Origin of the sequence: Fulvivirga maritima (assembly GCF_021389955.1) — a bacterium.
GTDB classification, from domain to species: domain Bacteria; phylum Bacteroidota; class Bacteroidia; order Cytophagales; family Cyclobacteriaceae; genus Fulvivirga; species Fulvivirga maritima.
Genome location: NZ_CP089980.1, coordinates 1,075,446 through 1,095,040, shown reverse-complemented (window position 1 = coordinate 1,095,040; position 19,595 = coordinate 1,075,446). Strand labels below are relative to the sequence as shown.

The window sequence follows — 19,595 nt, the reverse complement described above, 5'->3', positions numbered from 1 at the left end:
TAAAATAAACAATATGAAGATAAATAGACATATTAATATAACTCTGGGCTTTATTATTGGATTTATTCTAATAGCAGGCTGTGAAGGAGACCTCGATTTTGGTGATGATGTAATTCTGGTTACCGGTACAGATCGTGATCCGCTGGTTCGTTTTGTGGTGGAAGATGCTCCTTCTTCGTATATAGTGACAGCTTCAGCAACAGATTTAGTGCCTGAAGATGTTACGGTAAACTTTAGGTTAGATAATTCATTAATTGATACCTATAACGAAGATAATAATACAAGTTATTATGCTCTGCCTGAGTCAGCGGTTAGTTTAGAAAACACACAGGCCGTTATTCCGGCAGGAGAGGCTTCTTCTACAGGTGTAGAGGTAAGTGTAGTCTCTACTGATGCCTTTGAAGAGGGCAGGACTTATATCATACCAATTACTATCGAAAGTACTTCTGGTGGAGGTATGGCTGTATTAGAGTCATCAAGAACCATATACTTGCGTATATCTAGAATAATAGCCTTTAGCTCATTAGATATGAGTAATGTGAATTTTTATGGTAATTATTATGCTGATGAGCCAGTAGAATTAAATAACTATACCTATGAAATTAAATGCTACATAAATGAGTGGCATCCTGGTAATGAACCTATTAGCAGGTTAAGTAATTTCTGTCCTTTAGATGAATCAATAACTAATTTATTGAGATTTGGTGAGAATGGACAGGATATCAATTCATTACAGTGGGTAAGTCCTGGAGGTGGTCTTATATCAAATACCAGATTTAATACCGGTCAGTGGTACACTATCTCTTTAACTTTTGATGGTAGTACTTATGCCATGTATGTTGATGGGGTGAGAGATGTAGAGCTTGCAGGTACAACAGGTACAGTGTTTCAGCGATTAGAATTAGGCATGTCTTGGTTTGATAGTGGTTCTGCTGAGTCTTCTTATCCATATAGACAGCGCTTTTTGGGGCGTATTGCCGAAATCCGCTTATGGGATAGAGCACTTTCTTCTAGTGAGTTGCAGTTAGGATTATGCGGAGTAGCCCCGGAATCGGAAGGACTTTTGGCTTATTGGAAGCTCAACGAAGGTGAAGGTCATGTTTTTCACGATGTTTCTGGTAATGGATATGATATGGATTGGTCTGAGTCTTGGCAAAATGGCAATCTGTACGATAAAAGCGAGTATGTAAACTGGATTTCTGATGAGGAAAACAGATGTAGTAATTGATTTTAAACCCAGAACATCTAAAAACATGAAAAATAATCTTAATATAAAAATAGCTGCCTTTTTCCTTTTAGCTATAGGGTTTTTAATGTTACAAGCCTGTGATGATGATGAGTCTTTTGATGTAGAAGGGGAGTCAACAACTCGTGTATATTTAAATTCAGGAAGTTATACCGTTGGTGAATATATGTCTTTCCCATTTTCTATTATCCATACTCCTTTAGGAAGTATTGGTAGTGTGCAGGCTTCTTTTCCTATAAGAAGCACCATGCCTTCAGAGTCGCCCATTACAGTGAGTATACAAGCTGATAATTCTTTGGTAGATGCGTATAATGAAGTGAATGAAACTGAGTATAGTGCCCTTCCAGATGGTGTGGCACAGTTGGTTCAAAATACATTAACCATACCTAGTGGAGCAACTATATCTGCAGATTCAATGACTGTGTCAATTCCTGTTGAAGCATATGTGCAGCTAACGGAAGCGAATTACATTTTGCCGTTAACATTAAGCTCAGTGCAATCAGGAGATGCCACTATAAGTGAAAACAGAAATACATTGTATTTAATGGTGAATACTGAAGTTACTAATCTTTATAATAATGTGGAGGAAAGTGATGTTGAAGGAGTTGCTGTAGATGATCGTTCACTTTGGACTGCCAGTTTAGACATCCCAATTGGCTATGGAACTATGTCTAATATGTTTAATGGGAGTGCCCAATCATATTGGTATGTTACTCCTCCGCAAGAGGCTACTATTACTATTGATCTGGGACAAGAATATTCTAATATTTCAGAACTGAGCTTGCATACTTACAGTAGAAATTATTCTCTAACCTCCGTAACTGTTTCCTCTGGAGTAGAGGAAGGTAATTGGGAAAGCATTGGTACAGCTGATTTATCTACATCATCTTCTTTACAGTACATTAAATTTTATGAACCTATAGACGCGCGTTTTTTAAGGATTCATGTTAATGGGTGGATAGGAGATTACTTGGTAATTTCAGAATTTAACATTTATACCAGTAATTAGAAGAATTAAAATGTTAGTCTTGTTAGAACTATTAGTTAAAGCAAGGCTAACATTTTTTAATTTATTGATACTTTCAATTCCCCGGAGTACCCTCTGCCCCTCCATAATACCTCTTCCTCAGCCAAAAAGCTACTCTTACTAGTATGATGAGTGCGGGTACTTCTACCAGTGGTCCTATTACCCCAGTGAAGGCCTGGCCTGAGTTGAGGCCAAATACAGCTATGGCTACTGCTATTGCCAGCTCAAAGTTATTACCAGCAGCGGTGAAGGCTATAGAAGCATTTTTATCATATTCAGCACCCATCGCTTTGCTTACAAAAAAGCCGATTAAAAACATGAGTGCGAAGTAGATCAATAGTGGAATAGCAATGCGGATAACATCCATAGGAATCTGCACAATGAGTTCTCCTTTGAGGGAAAACATGGTTACTATAGTGAAGAGCAATGCAATCAGCGTTAATGGTGAAATGGTAGGAATAAATTTTGCCTTATACCATTCTTCACCTTTGAGTTTCACCAATATTACCCGGCTCAGCAATCCTGCTAAAAATGGAATACCCAGGTAGATGGCCACACTTTCAGCTATAGTGGCAATAGATATATCTACTATGGCACCTTCAAAACCAAAAAGAGGAGGCAGTTTGGTAATGAATAACCAGGCGTAAAAGCTATAAGCAAAGACCTGAAATATACTGTTTAGAGCTACCAGACCAGCTCCATATTCACTGCTGCCTTCAGCCAGGTCATTCCAAACCAGCACCATAGCTATACAGCGCGCCAGGCCTATCAGTATTAACCCAGCCATATATTCAGGATAGTCTTGTAAGAATATCAGGGCTAAAACAAACATTAGAGTGGGGCCTATTATCCAGTTAAGCAAAAGAGATATAGACAGTATTTTTGTGTTCCTGAATACTTGTGGTAGCAGCTTGTAGTTTACCTTAGCTAAAGGTGGGTACATCATCAATATTAAACCAATGGCAATGGGAATATTGGTGCTACCGCTGCTAAAAGAATTTATAAAGGCAGATGAGGAGGGAAAAAGATAGCCGATGCCGACACCTACTATCATCGCCAGAAATATCCACAGGGTTAGGTATTGGTCTAAAAAGCTTAATTTTTTCTTCGTCACGAGAATTGTTTTTATATTAATTGATCATGGAAGACGCTAAGCGTGAGCATTTCCCATACTTCACAAATTTACGACTGATTTAAGAAGGGAGAGTGGCATAGCCTTCTTTTTTGTTTTAGAGGAGAGGTGCGGTTATAGGCGGAACATAAAAAAAGCCTCACATCGTAAGATATGAGGCCCATAATAAAATAAGCATAATGCTTAGTAACTTAACTTAAGCTAAGGCTTCTTTTAAAGCTTTAGCGGCAGCAGCAGGATCTTCCTGACCATAAATAGCAGCTCCGGCTACAGCTACAGTAGCACCTGAATTTTTAACTGCTTCTATGTTATTGATGTTCACTCCACCAGCAATAGATACAGGTACTCCAGCTCTTGAAGCCTCATCTATTAAAACCTGAATAGAGTAACCAGGCTCAGCCTGCTCATCTAACCCAGCATGTAGCTCTACGAATTCTACTCCGAGAGCAATTACTTCCTGAGCACGCTTCACTCTGTCTTTTACACCGATAGTATCTACTACTACCGCTCTATTATATTTTTTAGCAGCTTCTACAGCTCCTGAGATGGTAGAGTTACCAGTAGCTCCCAAGATAGTGATGTAATCAGCCCCTGCTTTAAAAGCCATTTCAGCTTCAAGACCACCAGCATCAGCAGTTTTGAAATCAGCAAAGATCATTTTATCAGGGAAAGCTGATTTCATAGCAGTGATTACGCTTAGGCCTTCACTCTTGATTAGAGGAGTTCCTAATTCGATGATGTCTACGTAAGGTGCTACTTTAGTTGCCAAAGCGATGGCGTCTTCTGTGGTAAGCAAGTCAATTGCTACTTGTAATTTGGCCATAATGTTATATAGTTATTTTATTTCGAAATTATATTTATTGTTAAATGAGATTTACTCCATGTTTGCGTGTCTTGTCCATAGTTCTTCTGCGGAGCTACCATCTATATTCCATAGCTCGTGGATTAGCGCATCGAACAGTAATAAAAAGCCCTGCTCAAACAAGCTGCCGGCATATTGAGAAGACACTTTGGTGTTATGGTCTTGCTTGCCAGCAGCAGGTATGGTTACAGTATAATCTGCTGCTTCGGCTAGCGGAGAAGTAGCATTAGTTGTAAAGCATATCAAAGTAGCTCCTACTTTTTTAGCCGTTTCTCCTGCCTTTACTATAGATGAGGTAGTGCCTGATCCTGAAGCGGCTATAAGCACATCTCCTTCGCCTATGGCTGGCGTAGTGGTTTCTCCCACCACATAAACAGAATATCCTAAATGCATCAGTCGCATAGCCGCTGCGTTGATCATAAAGCCTGTGCGTCCTGCTCCAATCAGGAAAATATTCTTAGCTTCGTTTAATGCAGGTATTATAGAAGTTATTGGTTCAAAAGTGAGCCTTTTAGATAGTTCCTGGTGCTCATTAAGAATCATTTCCAGTGCATTTTGTATAGCCTTAGCTTCAGTAGTGGTGGATGTATTCATGTTTATGAGTTGATGAAAATTCCGTTAATTATTAATGGGGCAAAGGTAGGGAGGCCTTAAGGGGGCCTTTGTACACGATCAGATAAATGTGTAGTACAATTTGCTAATATTGAAAGAGTTGGTGGTGATATTGTCTATTATTGTGGTACAATTTGGAAATGAGTCGATTTTAGGTTGATAATAAATAGTAGAGAATATGCTAAGTGATAAGGTTTTATTTATTCGAAATCTGGATCAGTGTCCTCCTTCTTATCTGGATGATCCTGGAAGAAGAGAGTTTTTTGAAATAGTATGGTTGCATGATGAGGAGGCACTGCATGTTCCTCAGCATGATTTTCAAACCTTAAGGGGAGATTGGATTTATCTTATTCCTCCTTACCGGGTGCATCAGCTCAACAAGGCAGGCAAGAAAGGGGTGCTAATTTCCTTTAAAAGAGAGCTTTTGGAGGGAGACCTAAAAGAGTTTTTGCTGGATGTATTTCGTATGTTCAATATTCAGGGTGAGTTTTCTTGTTTGCAGGTAAATGAAGAAAGCTCAAAAGGTCTTATTACCGTTTTTGACCTGCTGAATGAAGAGTATAAGCGTTCTGCTATGAATATGACTATGATCAAGGCCTTGCTCAAGGTGTTTTTATTGCAACTTATTCAATTGAAAGAGCAGCATTTTACCAAGCATGATATTCATGAAAAGCGGGTGTATGAGTTTATGCTTTTATTAGAAATGAATTATTTAGAGCAAAGGAATATTGATTTTTATGCTGATAAGCTAGGTATAAGTGCGAAAAGGTTAAATCAGGTTCTCAAAGATAAGTTGAACAAAACAGGCACAAATCTCATTCATGAGAGAGTGGTGCTGGAGGCAAAACGTCAAATAATCCATAGTGAGAATACCATAAAAGAAATAGCGTTTAATCTGGGCTTTAATGATCGATCTTATTTTAGTCGTTTCTTTAAGCAACATACCGCTAAAACTCCGCAGGAATTTCAGGAGGAAGTGAAAGAGCATGTACGAGCACATGCCAATACGTTGATTAATTAAAATATAGATGAAAGCAGCAAGCTTAGTAGATATTAAGAAGGAACTTAGAGAAATGGATAGCGAGCAGATGGCAGCTATGTTGCTAAGGCTGGCTAAATTCAAGAAGGATAATAAAGAACTACTTACTTACCTCATTTTTGAAGCTCCAGATGAGGATGCCTACATTGATCTGATAAAAGAATATGTAGATGATGCCCTGGATGAAGTGAATACTCATTCCTACTATTATGCCAAGAAGAATATAAGAAAGATACTACGGCAGCTTAATAAGTATATCCGTTATTCTGGTGAGAAAAGAACGGAGTTGGAGCTGCTGCTTTATTTTTGTTTAGGGGTGCAGAAAAGAGACATAAATATTCATGGGGGTAGTGTGCTCAAGAATATGTATCAATCGCAGGTGAAGAAAATAAAAGCAGCTTATGGAAAGCTGCATGCCGACTTGCAAACAGATTACAAACAAGAAGTAGAGAGAGCAGAAGACTATCTTTAAAGAGGGTTAAATGAGTGATGTTTGTTATCTTTAATTATCACTTATAATAAACCCTCAATTCATGAAATATCTTAATATACTGCTGCTTTTGTTTGTTGTTTCTACAGCAGTGAGAGCACAGAGTTCTTTACTACAAAACCCTTATAGCCGTGATCATATTAGCCTTAATGGGCCTTGGCATTATATTGCTGATCCTTATGAAAACGGATATTACAATTATAGAAGAAAAGCCTTTGACGAGATAGGTAACAAAAAGGGTGGTTACTATGATAATCTAAAGCAAAATAATCCTATGTCTTTGATAGAGTATGATTTTGATCATGCTCCTACTCTTGATGTTCCTGGAGATTGGAATTCTCAGGTAGAAAAACTGGAACTCTATGAGGGTACGGTGTGGTATCAGAGAGCGTTTGAGATAAGCCCCGAGAAAGGTAAAAAATACTGGCTTTACTTTGGTGCCGTTAATTATGAAGCTCATGTATATCTGAATGGTAAGAAGCTGGGCACACATAAAGGAGGTTTCACACCTTTCCAGTTTGAAGTAACTGACCTGCTCCATGAGGGGGATAACTTCATAGTGCTGAAGGTTGATAATACCAGGCATCAAGACGAAGTGCCTACTGTAAATACTGATTGGTGGAATTACGGAGGTGTTACCAGAGATGTTTTGCTCATCAATACTCCTGATAGTTACATTCAGGATTATCAACTAAAACTAAACCCTGCAAATAATAAAGAGATTCGCGGTTTTGTGAAGGTGGAAGGGGAGGAAAGTGAAGTGAAGGTTGCTATTCCTGAGCTGAAAGTAGATGAAGCTATTGCTGTAGATAGAAATGGCTATGCTTCATTTGCTATTCCTGTGAAAAAAGTGGTTTACTGGAGCCCTGAAAACCCTAAGTTATATGAGGTGCAAATAAGTTCTTCTAATGATATGGTGTTAGATAAAATAGGGTTCAGAACTATTACCACAGAGGGGACTGATATTTTGTTAAATGGAAAGTCAGTGTTTTTAAGAGGCATTTCTATGCATGAAGAAAATCCATTCTTACCAGGAAGACTTAGGGGAGAGGGAGATATTAGAATGTTATTTCAGTGGGCTAAAGAACTCAATTGCAACTTTATCAGACTGGCCCATTATCCGCATGATGAAAAAGCGCTGAAGCTGGCCGATGAAATGGGCTTGATGGTATGGGCGGAAATACCTGTTTACTGGACTATATCTTGGGAGAATGAGGCTACTTATAAAAATGCGGAGGCTCAACTTACAGATATGATAGTTAGAGATAAAAATCGAGCATCTATAATGATTTGGTCGGTAGGAAATGAAACGCCTGTGAGCGAGCCTAGGATGAAATTTATGGGAGGCCTAGCGGATAAGGTGAGGTCTTTAGATGATTCCAGGTTAGTGGCCGCTGCGCTAGAGGTATCCCAAAAGGAAGGTGAGATGGTTTGGACCTGTGATGATCCGCTGGTAGATAAGATTGATTTAGTTAGTTTTAATGAATATGCAGGTTGGTATTGGCTTACTCCTTCAGAGTTGAGTAAAATAAAATTTGAATTTGATATTGATAAGCCTGTTTTTATCTCTGAATTTGGGGCAGGTGCTTTAGGAGGTTTTCACAGCGAAGATAGAGTGAGGTGGTCAGAAGAGTATCAGGAAGACCTTTATACCAATCAGATAAAATTACTTACCGAAATTAAACAGCTTAGGGGTATGACGCCCTGGATTCTGGTCGATTTCAGGTCTCCCAGAAGACCGCATTCAGTATATCAAAACTTCTGGAATAGAAAGGGATTGATATCAAACACAGGGGATAAGAAAAAGGCCTTTTTTATCTTAAAGGATTACTATCAAAAGCAGGAAGAGGCTTACAAAAAATAGTATCTATTTTAAATCATGGATAAGGGCGAATGTTCAATTAAGAAGCATTCTCCCTTATTTTTATAAAGGATTCTGAAAGTCACCTAAAACGAATTGAGAAATGGGAGTTATTAATAATTAGAGTTTTGCAAACGTTTTCGATTGAAGTGTGGTTGTATCTAATACCTACATACAACAAACGCTAATTATTATGGATAAACTTATCATTCAAAAGCCTGCACTAAAGTTTATGGTAGAAGTGTCTTCCGGTGAAGGAGAGTTGATTTTTAATGTTAATCGTTACATAGATGCCAGCCATCAGGAAGAAATGGCTTTCAGTGCTCAGTTGGCGAAATATGATGCCATTAAATGTAAGGATCGCTTTCATAATTGTCATGAGCTTATTCATAAGTTGCTCAAATTCATGCAGACAGAATTAGCTCCGGTAGGAGACAAGCCCAAAGTAAAGATGACCTTAAGGAGAAGCAGAACGTTTGGTAAATACTAGCGAGCTAACTTACCCTCTTTTACACTAGGATATATTTCTTCAAAAGATAGCAAGTTGTTATTGAAAGTACGCTTATAAATATGTGTTCTGTTGAGTTGTTCTATGGAGCTATTACCAGAGGCTGAGAGTAGTTCAATAAAATCTTTTAAGGTTTCTTGGTGATAATTTTTCACTCTCTTCCATTTTTCTGATACTACCAATCCTTTTCTTAGGTGAGGTTTGTTAGAAGTAACACCTGTGGGGCAGTTATTAGTATCGCACTTTAGAGCTTGTATGCAACCTAGTGCCAGCATCATTCCTCTCGCGGAGTTGCAGATATCTGCCCCCATGCTTAAGGCTTTGTATATATCAAAGGCAGTAAATATTTTGGTAGCGGTTATTACTTTAATGTCTTTTTTGAGATCGTAACCATTGAGCATATCTACCACAAATATTAAAGCTTCTTCCCATGGCATGCCTACATAGTTAGAGAAGTCAATGGGGGCCGCTCCTGTACCACCTTCAGCGCCATCTACAGTAATAAAATCAGGTTTGATGCCTGTCTTACGCATTGCCTCACATATTTCTATAAACTCATCTTTGTTACCTATGCATAGCTTAAAGCCGATGGGTTTACCTTTGGAAAGGTCTCGCAATTCTTTAATGAAATAGCACAAGCCTTGAGCGTCATTAAATGCAGAATGTCCTGGAGGAGATAGGACGGTAGTATGTGGTTTTACGCCTCTTATTTCAGCAATCTCTTCATCATTTTTAGAGGCTGGTAATACTCCGCCATGACCCGGTTTGGCTCCTTGAGATATTTTTATTTCTATCATTTTCACCTCTTGGCGCTCTGCCTGCACTTTAAACTTCTCAGGAGAAAAATTACCATCCTCTGATCTGCAGCCAAAGTAGCCTGTGCCCACTTCATATACCAAGTCACCACCTTGGAGATGGTATGGAGAGATACTTCCTTCGCCTGTGTCATGAAAAAAGTGACCTTCCCTTGCCCCAATGTTGAGGGCAGTGATCGCATTTTTACTTAAAGCTCCGTAGCTCATGGCAGATATATTAAAAATACTGGCCGAATAAGGAGATTTACAATCTGGCCCGCCCACAGTAACTCTAGGGAAATCATCCAGTTTTTTTGCTGGATAAATGCTTTGATGCATATATTCATACCCAGGCTCATTCAGGTCTAGCTGAGTGCCAAAAGGGTGTGTGGCTGTCTGTAATTTAGCGCGTTGGTAAATGTAAGCTCGATGATTCCGATCAATAGGCTTACCATCGGTGTCTGACTCTACAAAGTACTGGTGAATCTCAGGAGATATCAACTCAAAGAAATACCTGAAGTGGCCCAGTACAGGGAAGTTTCTTAATATGGTATGCTTCTTTTGTAGAAGATCATAAATGCCCAATAAAATAAAAGGGCCAATGATAGCTAATGTCCAGATGATGGGAGGCCAAATAAAGAAGATAGCAATGGTTAGGCTTACTAGAACGAGGTTTCCAAAAAATGAATATATTGCGCATGTATTAACTATTTTGTTTTTAGGGCTACTTTTTTCTTGAGTCTGCTTACCGGATCCTGCCTAAATACTTTGTTCATCATTTTATATAATTTAGGGTGTTTACGCTTGAATAGCCTTGGCCTTTGGAAGAAGTATTCACTAATAACGGGAAAGAACTCCTCTTTGCTAGTGCCTCCATAGGCGTTAATGTCAGATTTATTTTTTCTTATTTTTTCAATTTCTCGCTGTAATGCCTCCAGCCAGGGTTGGGCATAGCTATGCTCCATTAATAGACCAGGAATTCCATCAATACTACCATCAGAGTCATCTATAAGGTGTACAAACTCATGAATTCCAACGTTAGATTTGCTTTGCGGATATTCGAAACCGTAGTGCAAATCCTTTTTGGAAAGGATCATTTTTCCATTCATTACACCATTGCCCACCATTCCTGAAATATTACGTCCTTTGCCTTCTAGCTGATATTCGTGGTTGAAAGAGTTGGGATATATGAGTACTTCAGTAAGGTCATCATAGTTCCAGTTAGGAAAAGCAAATACGGGGATAATAGCACTGCTAGCTACTAACAATCGGTCTGTGTCGGTAATGTCGGTTTCAATGCCTGTGATAAGCTTTTCTGAGATAAATATATTGATTTCCCTTTCAAATTTAGACTTGTCTTTCTCAGTTAATCCACGGTAAAATTTCACTTTATCATTAAGAATATCTCTCCATTCTTGAGAAAATTCCAGCTTTATTAACTTGTTTCGTTTTCTTACACTTCTGGTAAGCCTATAGAACAATAGGTAAGCTGCTATGAGACAGAAGGCCGCTACTACGGGCAGCAAACTAATGTCGTCGCTGTACAGAGGGTAGCAAAAGATTAATAGGATGGTAAAAGCTCCTGCACTTAGGAAATAATCGAACCAATCAGGTTTAAAGTGTTTTTTCATTTTCTAGGGTATTGGTATGTGCTTCTCATATTTTATGAGAGTACCAATAGTTGATTATAGTTAGGTTTAATGGTTGTGCTACCTGCAAGCTTAAAATGGGCAGGGATAGAAACGTGGTGGATAAAACAATTTCCACAAACAGAAGTAGTGAAGCGATGTTTTGCTATCAACCCCCAATTTTCTGTGGTAGTGATGATAATGTTTTTAACAGTAGTTTGAATGTTCAGCGTTTCATGAAAGCAGGAAAGACCTCCTAAGATAAAAGCTTTATTATGAGCTGGGTGACTAATAATAAATTGTATTATAAAGTACAATGAGGTGCCCGTACTTCCAAACATTATAAGCAGCGCAATCATTAGCCATGTAGTGAGTATTATTTGATTTACGCTTTGTTTCGAATTATCCACCAGGTTTCTCTTTGCTAAAATTCATATAGAGAAACGTATATTAATGACCTATGTTTAATAAATGGCTTAAAATTCGCTATTGAGCTGATTTTTTAACGTTTTTTAAGACATCAAATAGTACTTCGTTGAGGTGATTCAGAGCTTCTTCGTCTTGAATAATGTAATCTCTTAAGCCATTTTCTACAAAGGCATGGCTGATGTCAAACGGCAGGTCATTCAATACTACTATCTTTTGCTCAGGGTTAATTTCCATGATTTCACGCAGGGTCTCATGTCCGCTCAGAGCATTAGGCAAGCCGTGATTAATGAAATAATTGAGCAAAATAATATCAGGCTTTAGGTTCAGGTGGTTGATCGCACTTTGGCCAGTGGCAAAATTTCTGATTTTGAATTTAACCAGAGTATCATTAGGTAATTTGAGTTGAAGTTTGCTAAAGTGAGTATTTAAAATTTGAAGAAACATAGGATCGTCTTCTACAATGAAGATGAGTAAGCTATCTTTTAACAAATTTTCATCCATACTCTCAAGTTCAGAAGGAAACTTTAAATCAATAATATCATCTGTAAGTGGCCATTTAGTTCTGTAATGATCCACTTTACTAAAAGTAAAGCCAGGCATAGACGTTAGTACAAAGTTATAAGTATTAAATGCTTTAAGGTTGAAAATGTTTACTAGCCATATCGTATTCTTCAAAAATAATATAAAACATTTATTTTTTGTAAATATTTCGTCTTTTAGTTTGGGTAACTAATTGATTATAAACGAAAAATGCCATCTGAATAGTTCAGATGGCATTTTGATATATAAATAGCTTTAACTATTCTCCAAGAAATGGGTAGCGATAATCAGTAGGAGCATTAAATGTCTCTTTAATAGTTCTGGAAGAAACCCATCTTAATAGGTTTAATGCAGATCCTGCTTTATCGTTAGTGCCTGATCCTCTGGCTCCTCCGAATGGTTGCTGACCTACTACTGCGCCTGTAGGCTTATCATTGATGTAGAAGTTACCAGCAGCGTGTACGAGTTTTTTCGCGGCTAAATCAATGGCATATCTGTCAGTAGAGAAAATAGCACCAGTAAGTGCGTAAGGAGATGTGCTGTTTACCAGCTCCAATGTATCTTCGAAGTTTTCAGCATGGTAAACATATATAGTTACCACAGGGCCGAAAATTTCCTCACACATGGTAAGTGACTGAGGATCTTTAGTTTCGATAACTGTTGGTTCAATGAAGTATCCTTTAGACTTATCATATCCACCACCAGCAATGATTTCATTCATATCATTAGCCTTGGCTTTATCTATATAACCAGCTATCTTATCAAAAGCATTCTCATCAATAACTGCATTAACGAAGTTAGAGAAGTCTTCAGGGCTACCTACTTTCAGTGTTTTTATGTCTTCGATTATATAACCTTTTACTTCTTCCCATAGGTTAGATGGCACATACACTCTTGAGGCAGCAGAACATTTCTGTCCTTGAAATTCGAATGAACCTCTTACTATGGCAGTGGCCAGACGTTTAGCATCGGCTGATTTATGAGCCATAATAAAGTCTTTACCACCGGTTTCTCCTACTATGCGAGGGTATGTTCTGTACTTATCAATATTCTGACCTATAGTTTTCCATAGTTGTTTGAATACGGCAGTACTTCCTGTAAAGTGTAGACCTGCAAATTCAGGGTGATTAAAGATTACATCACCTGCTACTGGTCCATCTACAAATATAAGGTTGATTACCCCATCAGGTAAACCTGCTTCTTTAAATACCTGCATGATTATGTTAGCAGAATATACTTGAGAATATGCTGGCTTCCATACTACGGTGTTACCCATTAATGCTGCTGAGGCAGGTAAGTTACCCGCTATAGCAGTGAAGTTAAAAGGAGTGATGGCAAATACAAAACCTTCCAGAGGTCTGTATTCTGTTCTATTCCATACACCAGGAGAAGAAGAAGGCTGATCATCATAGATCTGCTGCATGAAATGTGCGTTGAACCTTAAAAAGTCCACTATCTCACAGGCTGAATCGATCTCGGCCTGAAAAGCATTTTTTGACTGCCCCATCATGGTGGCAGCATTTATTTTATTTCTGTAAGGTCCGGCAATAAGATCAGCAGCTTTAAGGAAAACGCTGGCTCTGTGTTCCCAGCTAAGAGAAGCCCAAGCCTCTTTTGCACCTAATGCTGCATTTATGGCCTGCTCTACGTGAGATGAATCTCCCTCATGAAAATACCCTAGCACATGCTTGTGATCGTGAGGAGGGGTCATCGCTATTTTATTTCCGGTAGTTACTTCTTCGCTACCAATGTACATAGGTACCTCTACTTCCTTTGCTCTCGTTTCTTCCAGCGCTTTTTTTAGCGTTTCTCTTTCTGCTGTTCCCGGTGCATATGATAATACCGGTTCATTGGTTGGAGTAGGTATCTTGTATATTCCTTTAGGCATTGCTTAAGTTAATTATTTAGTATTACAAAATTTTTTTCACTAGTAAATCTACTTTAATAACTTAACTAATCGCCTGATTGTTACAAAATATTCATAAGTTCACTAAGGCAGCTGATTTCCGTAAGTTGCTTTTCCTTATGGCGGTTACGCTCCGGGTTGAAGTAAATAGAAGCAATATCAGCATTTCGGGCTCCTCTAATATCAGCATTCAAGTTGTCTCCCACCATGAGTCCTTCATAATTAGCAATGCCAGCTACCTCTAAAGCATGATCAAAAATCTCTTTGTTAGGCTTCTTATACCCAATACTGTCAGAGGTGATCACACCCTTAAAATAAGAAGTAAGATTGCTGCTATTGATCTTTATCTGCTGTACATCATTAAAGCCATTGGTGAGTATATAAAGTTGATACTTACTTTGCAAGTAGGTGAGCACATCATGGGTATAAGGGAAAAGGTTCGTTTTGGTGGGGCATAGCTTCAGGTAAGCATCTGATATTTTAAGTGACAGCGGCTTATCCAACACCTTAAAATGATGAAGTATTTTATGAAATCGTTCTTCTCTAAGTTTGTCTTTATCAATGAGGCCATGATTAAACTGATCCCAAAGGCCGTAATTTACTGTGGTGAATCGTTCTATAAATGCACTGCTGCTAAAGCCCCCCCAGCCTGTATAAGTCAAACTGTTTATATAGCTCTTCCAGCGCTTCGGAAGCGTTTTTTTGGTAATCCCATAAAGTATGATCGAGGTCGAAGAATATGGCTTTATAGTTCATTCACGTTGCCAGTTTTTGGTTTCCAGCTTGTTAAGCGCCAGCTCCCGGTTAGAATACATCGTTTTATAAGTCTGTAGGTCAATTTTTAAGGTTGGTCTTTTTCTAAAAACTGGAATATCTGACTGATAATGTCATAGACCTCATCTTTAAGGTGATAAAAAACCCATTGATCATGCTTGCGGGTACTTACTATACCTGAGTTTTTTAAATAAATAAGATGTCGAGACGTTTTAGTTTGTGTGAAGTCTAGAATTTGCTCTAAATCAGAGATGCACATCTCTTTATTTTGAAATATGAGGAAAAGTATCCTAAGCCTGGATTCATCAGAACAGGATTTGAATATTTGGGAACCAAACGACAAGCTGAAATTTTTTAACCTCATAAATTTACAACGGAGTAAAAGATGTATATTATCAAATTTAAAAAATAATTAGTGAACATTATAAGGAAATTTACCGTTCAATTGATAACTTCGGAATTTTGCACAATGCCCGTTTTGATGACTATAAAAAGCCACCACAGAAATAATTCATCCCTTATTTTCTTAATGTTGATACTTTGTTTAGGTCTGTTGTTTTCATCACAAAACACTCAGGCTCAAGGTAAAAAACGAGTGATACAATTATCAGGAATTATCTTGGGAGAAGACAGTGTAGCCGGAGTGCCCGGGGTAAATGTCTATGTGCCTAAGGCCGGTAGAGGAACTTCTACCAATAGGGTGGGCTACTTTTCCATGCCTACACTAGTAGGAGATGAGATAGTAATTAGTGCAGTAGGCTTCGAAAAGCAATATTATAGAGTGCCCGATACCGAAGGAGATAACCTTACGATATTGGTAGAGTTGATTTCTGATACCACCTTTTTGGAGACGGTGGAAATTATGCCTTTCCCCACAGAGGAGATTTTCAAAGAGGCTGTGCTGGCGCTGAACTTGCCGGTGAGCGAAGATGTGAACTCACAAAACCTGAATGATGAATTACTAGCCCTTATGATGCAAACCACACCCATGGATGGCTACGTAAACTATCGATATTATATGGATAACTGGGCAATGTATCAAAACGATAGATTCGGCCCCAGGCCCAATCCACTGCTGAATCCCTTTAATTGGGCTCGGTTTTTTAAGGGCTTGAAAAATAAGAAAAAGGATTAGTCAATCCTTTGCGATAAAAAATAAAAATTTCAGTATAATTGCAGCCCATTAAGGAACGGGATGTGGCGCAGCCCGGTTAGCGCACCACGTTAGGGACGTGGGGGCCGCTGGTTCGAATCCAGTCATCCCGACGATTTTACAACAACAAAAACCAAAACCCCTTAAAACATATGTTTTAAGGGGTTTTTTGTTATTACCCCACCAACTAAACACAAAGAAAATCAATAAAAATGTGCCCTTTTCGTGCCCCCTTTTTTATTGCTATTTTTAGTGTTGATGATGAATTAATGTATTGATAATCAATTTGTTGAGTTTTATTGAATGAACTCGATTGGTTCTAAATGACCTCCGTTTCTGTGCCCTTTTTTAAAAAGGGCACAAATAAAGTCAAATTACATTAAACACTATGTTATATGAGGAGTCAGTCAACATTTGGTTTTTCTTTTTATGTTAAGAAGTATAAGAAAATAAGCGGTCAGGTGCCTATTTATGTGCGTATTACGGTTAATGGACACTCTGTGGATATGTCTATCAAGCGCAAGGTACATCTGGAAGATTGGGATGCTGTGAAGTCCCGAGTGCGTAAATCTGGCAAAGGGAGCGATATTTTAAATAGCTATTTGGGTACCCTGCGTAATAGATTATATGAATGTATAGAAGAGCTGGAAAAGGAACGAAAGATAATTACAGCAGATGCCATTAAAAACAGGTATACCGGGCAGGATCAGCAGCGTAATACCTTACTTCAACTTGTAGAATATCATAATCGGGAAATGGGCTACGAGCTTAAGGAAGGCACTATGAAGAACTATCGGAGTACTGAAAGGTATATTCGTAAATTTCTTAAATCCAGACTTAGAGTAAAGGATATCTACCTGGAAGAGTTGAATTATGGTTTTATTAAATCCTTTGAAAGGTATATCAGAAATAATCCTTTGCAATCGAACTTACCCTGTACGCAGAATGGTACAATGAAGCATATGGAAAGGTTGTGTAAAATGATGAATCTGGCCTTACGGGAAGAGTGGATAACTAAAAACCCGTTTATTAAATACCAACTGAAATTTAGGAAGACGGAAAGATGTTACTTAAATCATGATGAACTGCAGCATATAGAAAGTGTAAAGCTGACTAAAGATAGGTTGGTGTTAGTAAGAGATGTGTTTGTTTTTGCCTGTTATACCGGGTTGTCATATATAGATACCTTGAATTTATCGACAGATAATATTATTAAAGGAGTGGATAATGAATTGTGGATTACAGGTAGACGACAAAAGTCTGATAAGCTATTTTCAGTACCGCTTTTGCCGAAAGCATTAAGTATTTTAAAGAAGTATAAACACCGCAATGATTTGCCTATGAAAGGTGAAGGCAAATGCCTGCCAGTATATTCCAATCAAAAGACTAATCAATATTTAAAGGAGCTGGCTGTACTTTGCGGAATTAATAAAAATCTCACCTTCCACACTGCCAGGCACACCTTTGCAACTACTATAACCTTAGCAAATGATATCCCCATAGAAACCGTGAGTGAAATGCTTGGCCACACGAAATTGAGTACCACACAAATTTATGCTAAAGTGATAAAGCAAAAGATCAGTAGAGATATGGCGGGGTTGAGGGAGAAGCTTAGGTAGTAATTAATAAAGGAAGAAGGTTTCAAGGCTTAAAAGCTTTAAGTTATAAGCATAAAACAGGAAGCTGTATGGAAGCAATAGTGACTTCCTTAGTAATCCTTCGATAAGACTAACTGATGTAGTTCCCCCTAGAGCTATTTTATGTGCTTTTATGAGCTTTTCTTTTAATATTTGAAGGTATAACACAGGTTTTATTGATGTCATTACCTTCAAAACCACCATTTAATATTCTATCCCTATTAAGAAAACTAAGCATTTAATTATATTACAAATCAATACATAGTATAAACGCTTTCAGTTCAATGAAAATATTCAAAATATTATTTCTGTTGGTGATAATGGTAAGCTTTGGTTTGCTGTCTTCATGTAATGATCCCTTTGATGAGATCAGTAAAAAGGAATTGCCAACAGAGCCAGGAGGAGACAAATCTGAACCCATTGGGAACAGGGAATAATCGTTGTAGCTTACTATTAATGTATATTTTACTTATGTAAGATAATCGAAGATTTAACACTTAATTCAACCTAACCTATATCTAATGAAACTTTTAAGGTTTAAGCTTTTTAATTATTGTATTGCTCTAGCAGTGGCAATAATTTCTTGTACAGAACCAGAAGAAATGTATAAAAGGGAATTGCCTGAGGACACTAAAGGATTAGAGCAATTACTAAGCGGCAATGGTTTGGATGATAAAGCTCGTATGTCCATACATTTTGAGTTGTATAAAGATTATAAGTCCACGGATCTTTCATTGGCCGAAGAGCACGTAGATCAATTATTGTCTATATCTCAAAAGCATGGTAATATTTACTATCAGGCTCGTGGGGAATATTCTAAAGCCTTTATAGCTAATTTAAATAGCGATTACAAGCTTGCAATAGATCATTATCTTACTGCTTCTGAGTTATTTGCTAGTATAGATGATCATCTAAGAAATGCTGATGCCATTCATAATATTGGAGATATTTTTTTTCGTATAAAGGCATATGATTCGGCCTTACCTTACTTTCAGAAAGCTGCGTCCCTCTATGAAAAGGTTGGAGACTGGTATTACCTTGCACATGCTCAAAAAAATATAGCCACGAGTAAGTATAAATTGGAGGAATGGAATGAAGCCACTGCTTATTATAATGAGTCAATCAATAGTCTAAGTAAGTCAGGGAAAGAGTATGGTGAGGAGTTGAGTAACCTTTGCAATAAGTTAGGTAATGTGGCTTATAACAAACAAGATTATGATAAAGCTGTAGAATATAGTGAAAAGGCTCTGGCAATGAGTAATGTTTCAGATCGTCAAAAGCACTTAATTTACTTGAATATTGCCAACATTTATAATGCAAAAGGAGAGTTTAATCAAACAAGAAAATGGTTGGACAAAGCTCATGAATTAGCGAGTCAAATTTCTTTAGATGAAGCAAATTCGATCTTAAGCTTAAATATAGAAGGAGAGCTTTATCAACTTCAGGGTGAACACGCAGAAGCGATAAGAACTTTTAATAGAGCTATAGCCCAAGCAGATAAAGAAGTGATTAATGAATCCCTGATACAAAGTTTGAATTTGATTTCTAAATCCCAGAGAGCTTTAGTTTCAAAAGGAGGGAGAGTGAATATTAATGAGATTTTTAAGGTAGAAGATTTACGAAAAAAGCAAGATGATTTGAGGGTTAAATTAGTGGATCAACTAGATTATAAAAGGTTACAGGTTTTGTTGGATAAAGAAATAGAGATCCACTATCGTGATATTAAACAAGCTGAAATTGATCGGGAGCGTGCTACCATAATTAACTGGGCAAGTGCGCTTATTCTATTATTCATTTTGCTTCTTATTGGTACTGCTATTTATCTCAAGGTTGAAAAAGTGAATTACGAGACTAAGGTGAAAAAAGTTAGGGATTTACTTAATGAAGGTTAATAAAAGAGTCAATCATTTTATTCTATAAAGCCTCTTTTCACCTCGTGTATTTCCCTTGAGCTACT

At 37.8% G+C, this 19,595-nt stretch carries 19 protein-coding genes, 1 tRNA gene and 1 pseudogene; 11 read left to right on the top strand and 10 right to left on the bottom strand.

Annotated elements, in window-relative coordinates; all coding sequences use genetic code 11:
* Positions 1-13: 13 nt before the first annotated feature.
* Both LVD15_RS04450 and LVD15_RS04445 read left to right on the top strand, forming a co-directional pair.
* Positions 14-1,228 (top strand): BT_3987 domain-containing protein, encoded by a 1,215-nt coding sequence (locus LVD15_RS04450; protein ID WP_233779112.1) that lies wholly within the window; start codon positions 14-16, stop codon positions 1,226-1,228.
* Entirely contained in the window at positions 1,203-2,255 is a 1,053-nt protein-coding gene (locus LVD15_RS04445; protein ID WP_233779111.1) for a BT_3987 domain-containing protein, read from the top strand. The genes LVD15_RS04450 and LVD15_RS04445 overlap by 26 nt, the downstream gene beginning before the upstream one ends.
* Positions 2,256-2,328: 73 nt before the next feature.
* Here the strand turns inward: LVD15_RS04445 and arsB are convergent, their stop codons facing one another.
* The 3 genes from arsB to hxlB form a co-directional block, all read right to left on the bottom strand.
* The gene (gene arsB, locus LVD15_RS04440; protein ID WP_305038979.1) at positions 2,329-3,387 is read right to left on the bottom strand and encodes an ACR3 family arsenite efflux transporter; all 1,059 of its coding nucleotides are present in this window, start codon (positions 3,385-3,387) and stop codon (positions 2,329-2,331) included.
* A gap of 214 nt (positions 3,388-3,601) precedes the next feature.
* Entirely contained in the window at positions 3,602-4,228 is a 627-nt protein-coding gene (gene hxlA / locus LVD15_RS04435) for a 3-hexulose-6-phosphate synthase (protein WP_202242246.1), read from the bottom strand.
* A gap of 51 nt (positions 4,229-4,279) precedes the next feature.
* On the bottom strand, positions 4,280-4,861 hold the full coding sequence (hxlB, locus tag LVD15_RS04430; protein WP_233779110.1) for a 6-phospho-3-hexuloisomerase: 582 nt from the start codon (positions 4,859-4,861) through the stop codon (positions 4,280-4,282).
* A gap of 196 nt (positions 4,862-5,057) precedes the next feature.
* Between hxlB and LVD15_RS04425 the strand changes: the two genes are divergently transcribed.
* The 4 genes from LVD15_RS04425 to LVD15_RS04410 all read left to right on the top strand — a co-directional run bounded on the left by LVD15_RS04425 (position 5,058) and on the right by LVD15_RS04410 (position 8,759).
* Entirely contained in the window at positions 5,058-5,900 is an 843-nt protein-coding gene (locus tag LVD15_RS04425) for a helix-turn-helix domain-containing protein (RefSeq protein ID WP_202242250.1), read from the top strand.
* Positions 5,901-5,907: 7 nt separating this feature from the next.
* Positions 5,908-6,390: a hypothetical protein gene (locus LVD15_RS04420; RefSeq protein WP_233779109.1), complete on the top strand. Its 483-nt coding sequence runs from the start codon at positions 5,908-5,910 to the stop codon at positions 6,388-6,390.
* A 61-nt stretch (positions 6,391-6,451) separates the two neighbouring features.
* The gene (locus LVD15_RS04415; protein WP_233779108.1) at positions 6,452-8,272 is read left to right on the top strand and encodes a glycoside hydrolase family 2 protein; all 1,821 of its coding nucleotides are present in this window, start codon (positions 6,452-6,454) and stop codon (positions 8,270-8,272) included.
* A 190-nt stretch (positions 8,273-8,462) separates the two neighbouring features.
* A complete protein-coding gene (locus LVD15_RS04410; RefSeq protein ID WP_233779107.1) occupies positions 8,463-8,759 on the top strand; it encodes a hypothetical protein in 297 nt (98 codons plus the stop codon).
* Here LVD15_RS04410 and LVD15_RS04405 read toward each other — a convergent pair.
* The 7 genes and pseudogenes from LVD15_RS04405 to LVD15_RS04380 all read right to left on the bottom strand — a co-directional run bounded on the left by LVD15_RS04405 (position 8,756) and on the right by LVD15_RS04380 (position 15,212).
* On the bottom strand, positions 8,756-10,156 hold the full coding sequence (locus LVD15_RS04405; protein ID WP_233779106.1) for an FMN-binding glutamate synthase family protein: 1,401 nt from the start codon (positions 10,154-10,156) through the stop codon (positions 8,756-8,758). The two genes, LVD15_RS04410 and LVD15_RS04405, sit on opposite strands and share 4 nt — an antisense overlap.
* Positions 10,157-10,278: 122 nt before the next feature.
* Positions 10,279-11,202, bottom strand: a complete 924-nt coding sequence (locus LVD15_RS04400; RefSeq protein WP_233779105.1) for a M90 family metallopeptidase — start codon at positions 11,200-11,202, stop codon at positions 10,279-10,281.
* A gap of 483 nt (positions 11,203-11,685) precedes the next feature.
* A complete protein-coding gene (locus tag LVD15_RS04395; protein ID WP_202242264.1) occupies positions 11,686-12,303 on the bottom strand; it encodes a helix-turn-helix domain-containing protein in 618 nt (205 codons plus the stop codon).
* A 124-nt stretch (positions 12,304-12,427) separates the two neighbouring features.
* Positions 12,428-14,056 carry an L-glutamate gamma-semialdehyde dehydrogenase gene (gene pruA / locus LVD15_RS04390; RefSeq protein WP_233779104.1) on the bottom strand — a complete coding sequence of 543 codons (1,629 nt, stop codon included), beginning with the start codon at positions 14,054-14,056 and terminating at the stop codon, positions 12,428-12,430.
* An 80-nt stretch (positions 14,057-14,136) separates the two neighbouring features.
* Positions 14,137-14,736, bottom strand: a complete 600-nt coding sequence (locus LVD15_RS04385; RefSeq protein ID WP_233779103.1) for a YjjG family noncanonical pyrimidine nucleotidase — start codon at positions 14,734-14,736, stop codon at positions 14,137-14,139.
* Positions 14,708-14,830, bottom strand: a complete 123-nt coding sequence (locus LVD15_RS26815) for an HAD family hydrolase (RefSeq protein WP_255763383.1) — start codon at positions 14,828-14,830, stop codon at positions 14,708-14,710. The genes LVD15_RS04385 and LVD15_RS26815 overlap by 29 nt, the downstream gene beginning before the upstream one ends.
* Positions 14,827-15,212 (bottom strand): annotated as a pseudogene (locus LVD15_RS04380) (ArsR/SmtB family transcription factor). Before LVD15_RS04380 ends, LVD15_RS26815 begins: the two are co-directional and overlap by 4 nt.
* Positions 15,213-15,377: 165 nt before the next feature.
* On the opposite strand from LVD15_RS04380, the gene LVD15_RS04375 reads away from it, so the two are divergent.
* The 5 genes from LVD15_RS04375 (at position 15,378) to LVD15_RS04355 (ending at position 19,530) form a co-directional block, all read left to right on the top strand.
* On the top strand, positions 15,378-15,983 hold the full coding sequence (locus LVD15_RS04375; protein WP_233779102.1) for a carboxypeptidase-like regulatory domain-containing protein: 606 nt from the start codon (positions 15,378-15,380) through the stop codon (positions 15,981-15,983).
* Between the two features lie 56 nt (positions 15,984-16,039).
* Positions 16,040-16,114, top strand: a tRNA-Pro gene (locus LVD15_RS04370).
* A gap of 282 nt (positions 16,115-16,396) precedes the next feature.
* Positions 16,397-17,620, top strand: a complete 1,224-nt coding sequence (locus LVD15_RS04365; protein ID WP_233779101.1) for a site-specific integrase — start codon at positions 16,397-16,399, stop codon at positions 17,618-17,620.
* A 302-nt stretch (positions 17,621-17,922) separates the two neighbouring features.
* Positions 17,923-18,075 carry a hypothetical protein gene (locus tag LVD15_RS04360; protein ID WP_233779100.1) on the top strand — a complete coding sequence of 51 codons (153 nt, stop codon included), beginning with the start codon at positions 17,923-17,925 and terminating at the stop codon, positions 18,073-18,075.
* An 84-nt stretch (positions 18,076-18,159) separates the two neighbouring features.
* Positions 18,160-19,530 (top strand): tetratricopeptide repeat protein, encoded by a 1,371-nt coding sequence (locus tag LVD15_RS04355; RefSeq protein WP_233779099.1) that lies wholly within the window; start codon positions 18,160-18,162, stop codon positions 19,528-19,530.
* Positions 19,531-19,595: the final 65 nt, after the last annotated feature.

Bases quoted from the DNA above. Each gene is read 5' to 3' on its own strand.
- hxlB (WP_233779110.1), bottom strand. From the start codon at position 4,861: ATGAATACATCCACCACTACTGAAGCTAAGGCTATACAAAATGCACTG.
- LVD15_RS04450 (WP_233779112.1), top strand. From the start codon at position 14: ATGAAGATAAATAGACATATTAATATAACTCTGGGCTTTATTATTGGA.
- LVD15_RS04400 (WP_233779105.1), bottom strand. From the start codon at position 11,202: ATGAAAAAACACTTTAAACCTGATTGGTTCGATTATTTCCTAAGTGCA.
- LVD15_RS04415 (WP_233779108.1), top strand. From the start codon at position 6,452: ATGAAATATCTTAATATACTGCTGCTTTTGTTTGTTGTTTCTACAGCA.
- LVD15_RS04420 (WP_233779109.1), top strand. From the start codon at position 5,908: ATGAAAGCAGCAAGCTTAGTAGATATTAAGAAGGAACTTAGAGAAATG.
- pruA (WP_233779104.1), bottom strand. From the start codon at position 14,056: ATGCCTAAAGGAATATACAAGATACCTACTCCAACCAATGAACCGGTA.
- LVD15_RS04445 (WP_233779111.1), top strand. From the start codon at position 1,203: ATGAGGAAAACAGATGTAGTAATTGATTTTAAACCCAGAACATCTAAA.
- hxlA (WP_202242246.1), bottom strand. From the start codon at position 4,228: ATGGCCAAATTACAAGTAGCAATTGACTTGCTTACCACAGAAGACGCC.
- LVD15_RS04365 (WP_233779101.1), top strand. From the start codon at position 16,397: ATGAGGAGTCAGTCAACATTTGGTTTTTCTTTTTATGTTAAGAAGTAT.
- LVD15_RS04425 (WP_202242250.1), top strand. From the start codon at position 5,058: ATGCTAAGTGATAAGGTTTTATTTATTCGAAATCTGGATCAGTGTCCT.
- LVD15_RS04355 (WP_233779099.1), top strand. From the start codon at position 18,160: ATGAAACTTTTAAGGTTTAAGCTTTTTAATTATTGTATTGCTCTAGCA.
- LVD15_RS04375 (WP_233779102.1), top strand. From the start codon at position 15,378: ATGTTGATACTTTGTTTAGGTCTGTTGTTTTCATCACAAAACACTCAG.
- LVD15_RS04360 (WP_233779100.1), top strand. From the start codon at position 17,923: ATGAAAATATTCAAAATATTATTTCTGTTGGTGATAATGGTAAGCTTT.
- LVD15_RS04410 (WP_233779107.1), top strand. From the start codon at position 8,463: ATGGATAAACTTATCATTCAAAAGCCTGCACTAAAGTTTATGGTAGAA.
- LVD15_RS26815 (WP_255763383.1), bottom strand. From the start codon at position 14,830: ATGAACTATAAAGCCATATTCTTCGACCTCGATCATACTTTATGGGAT.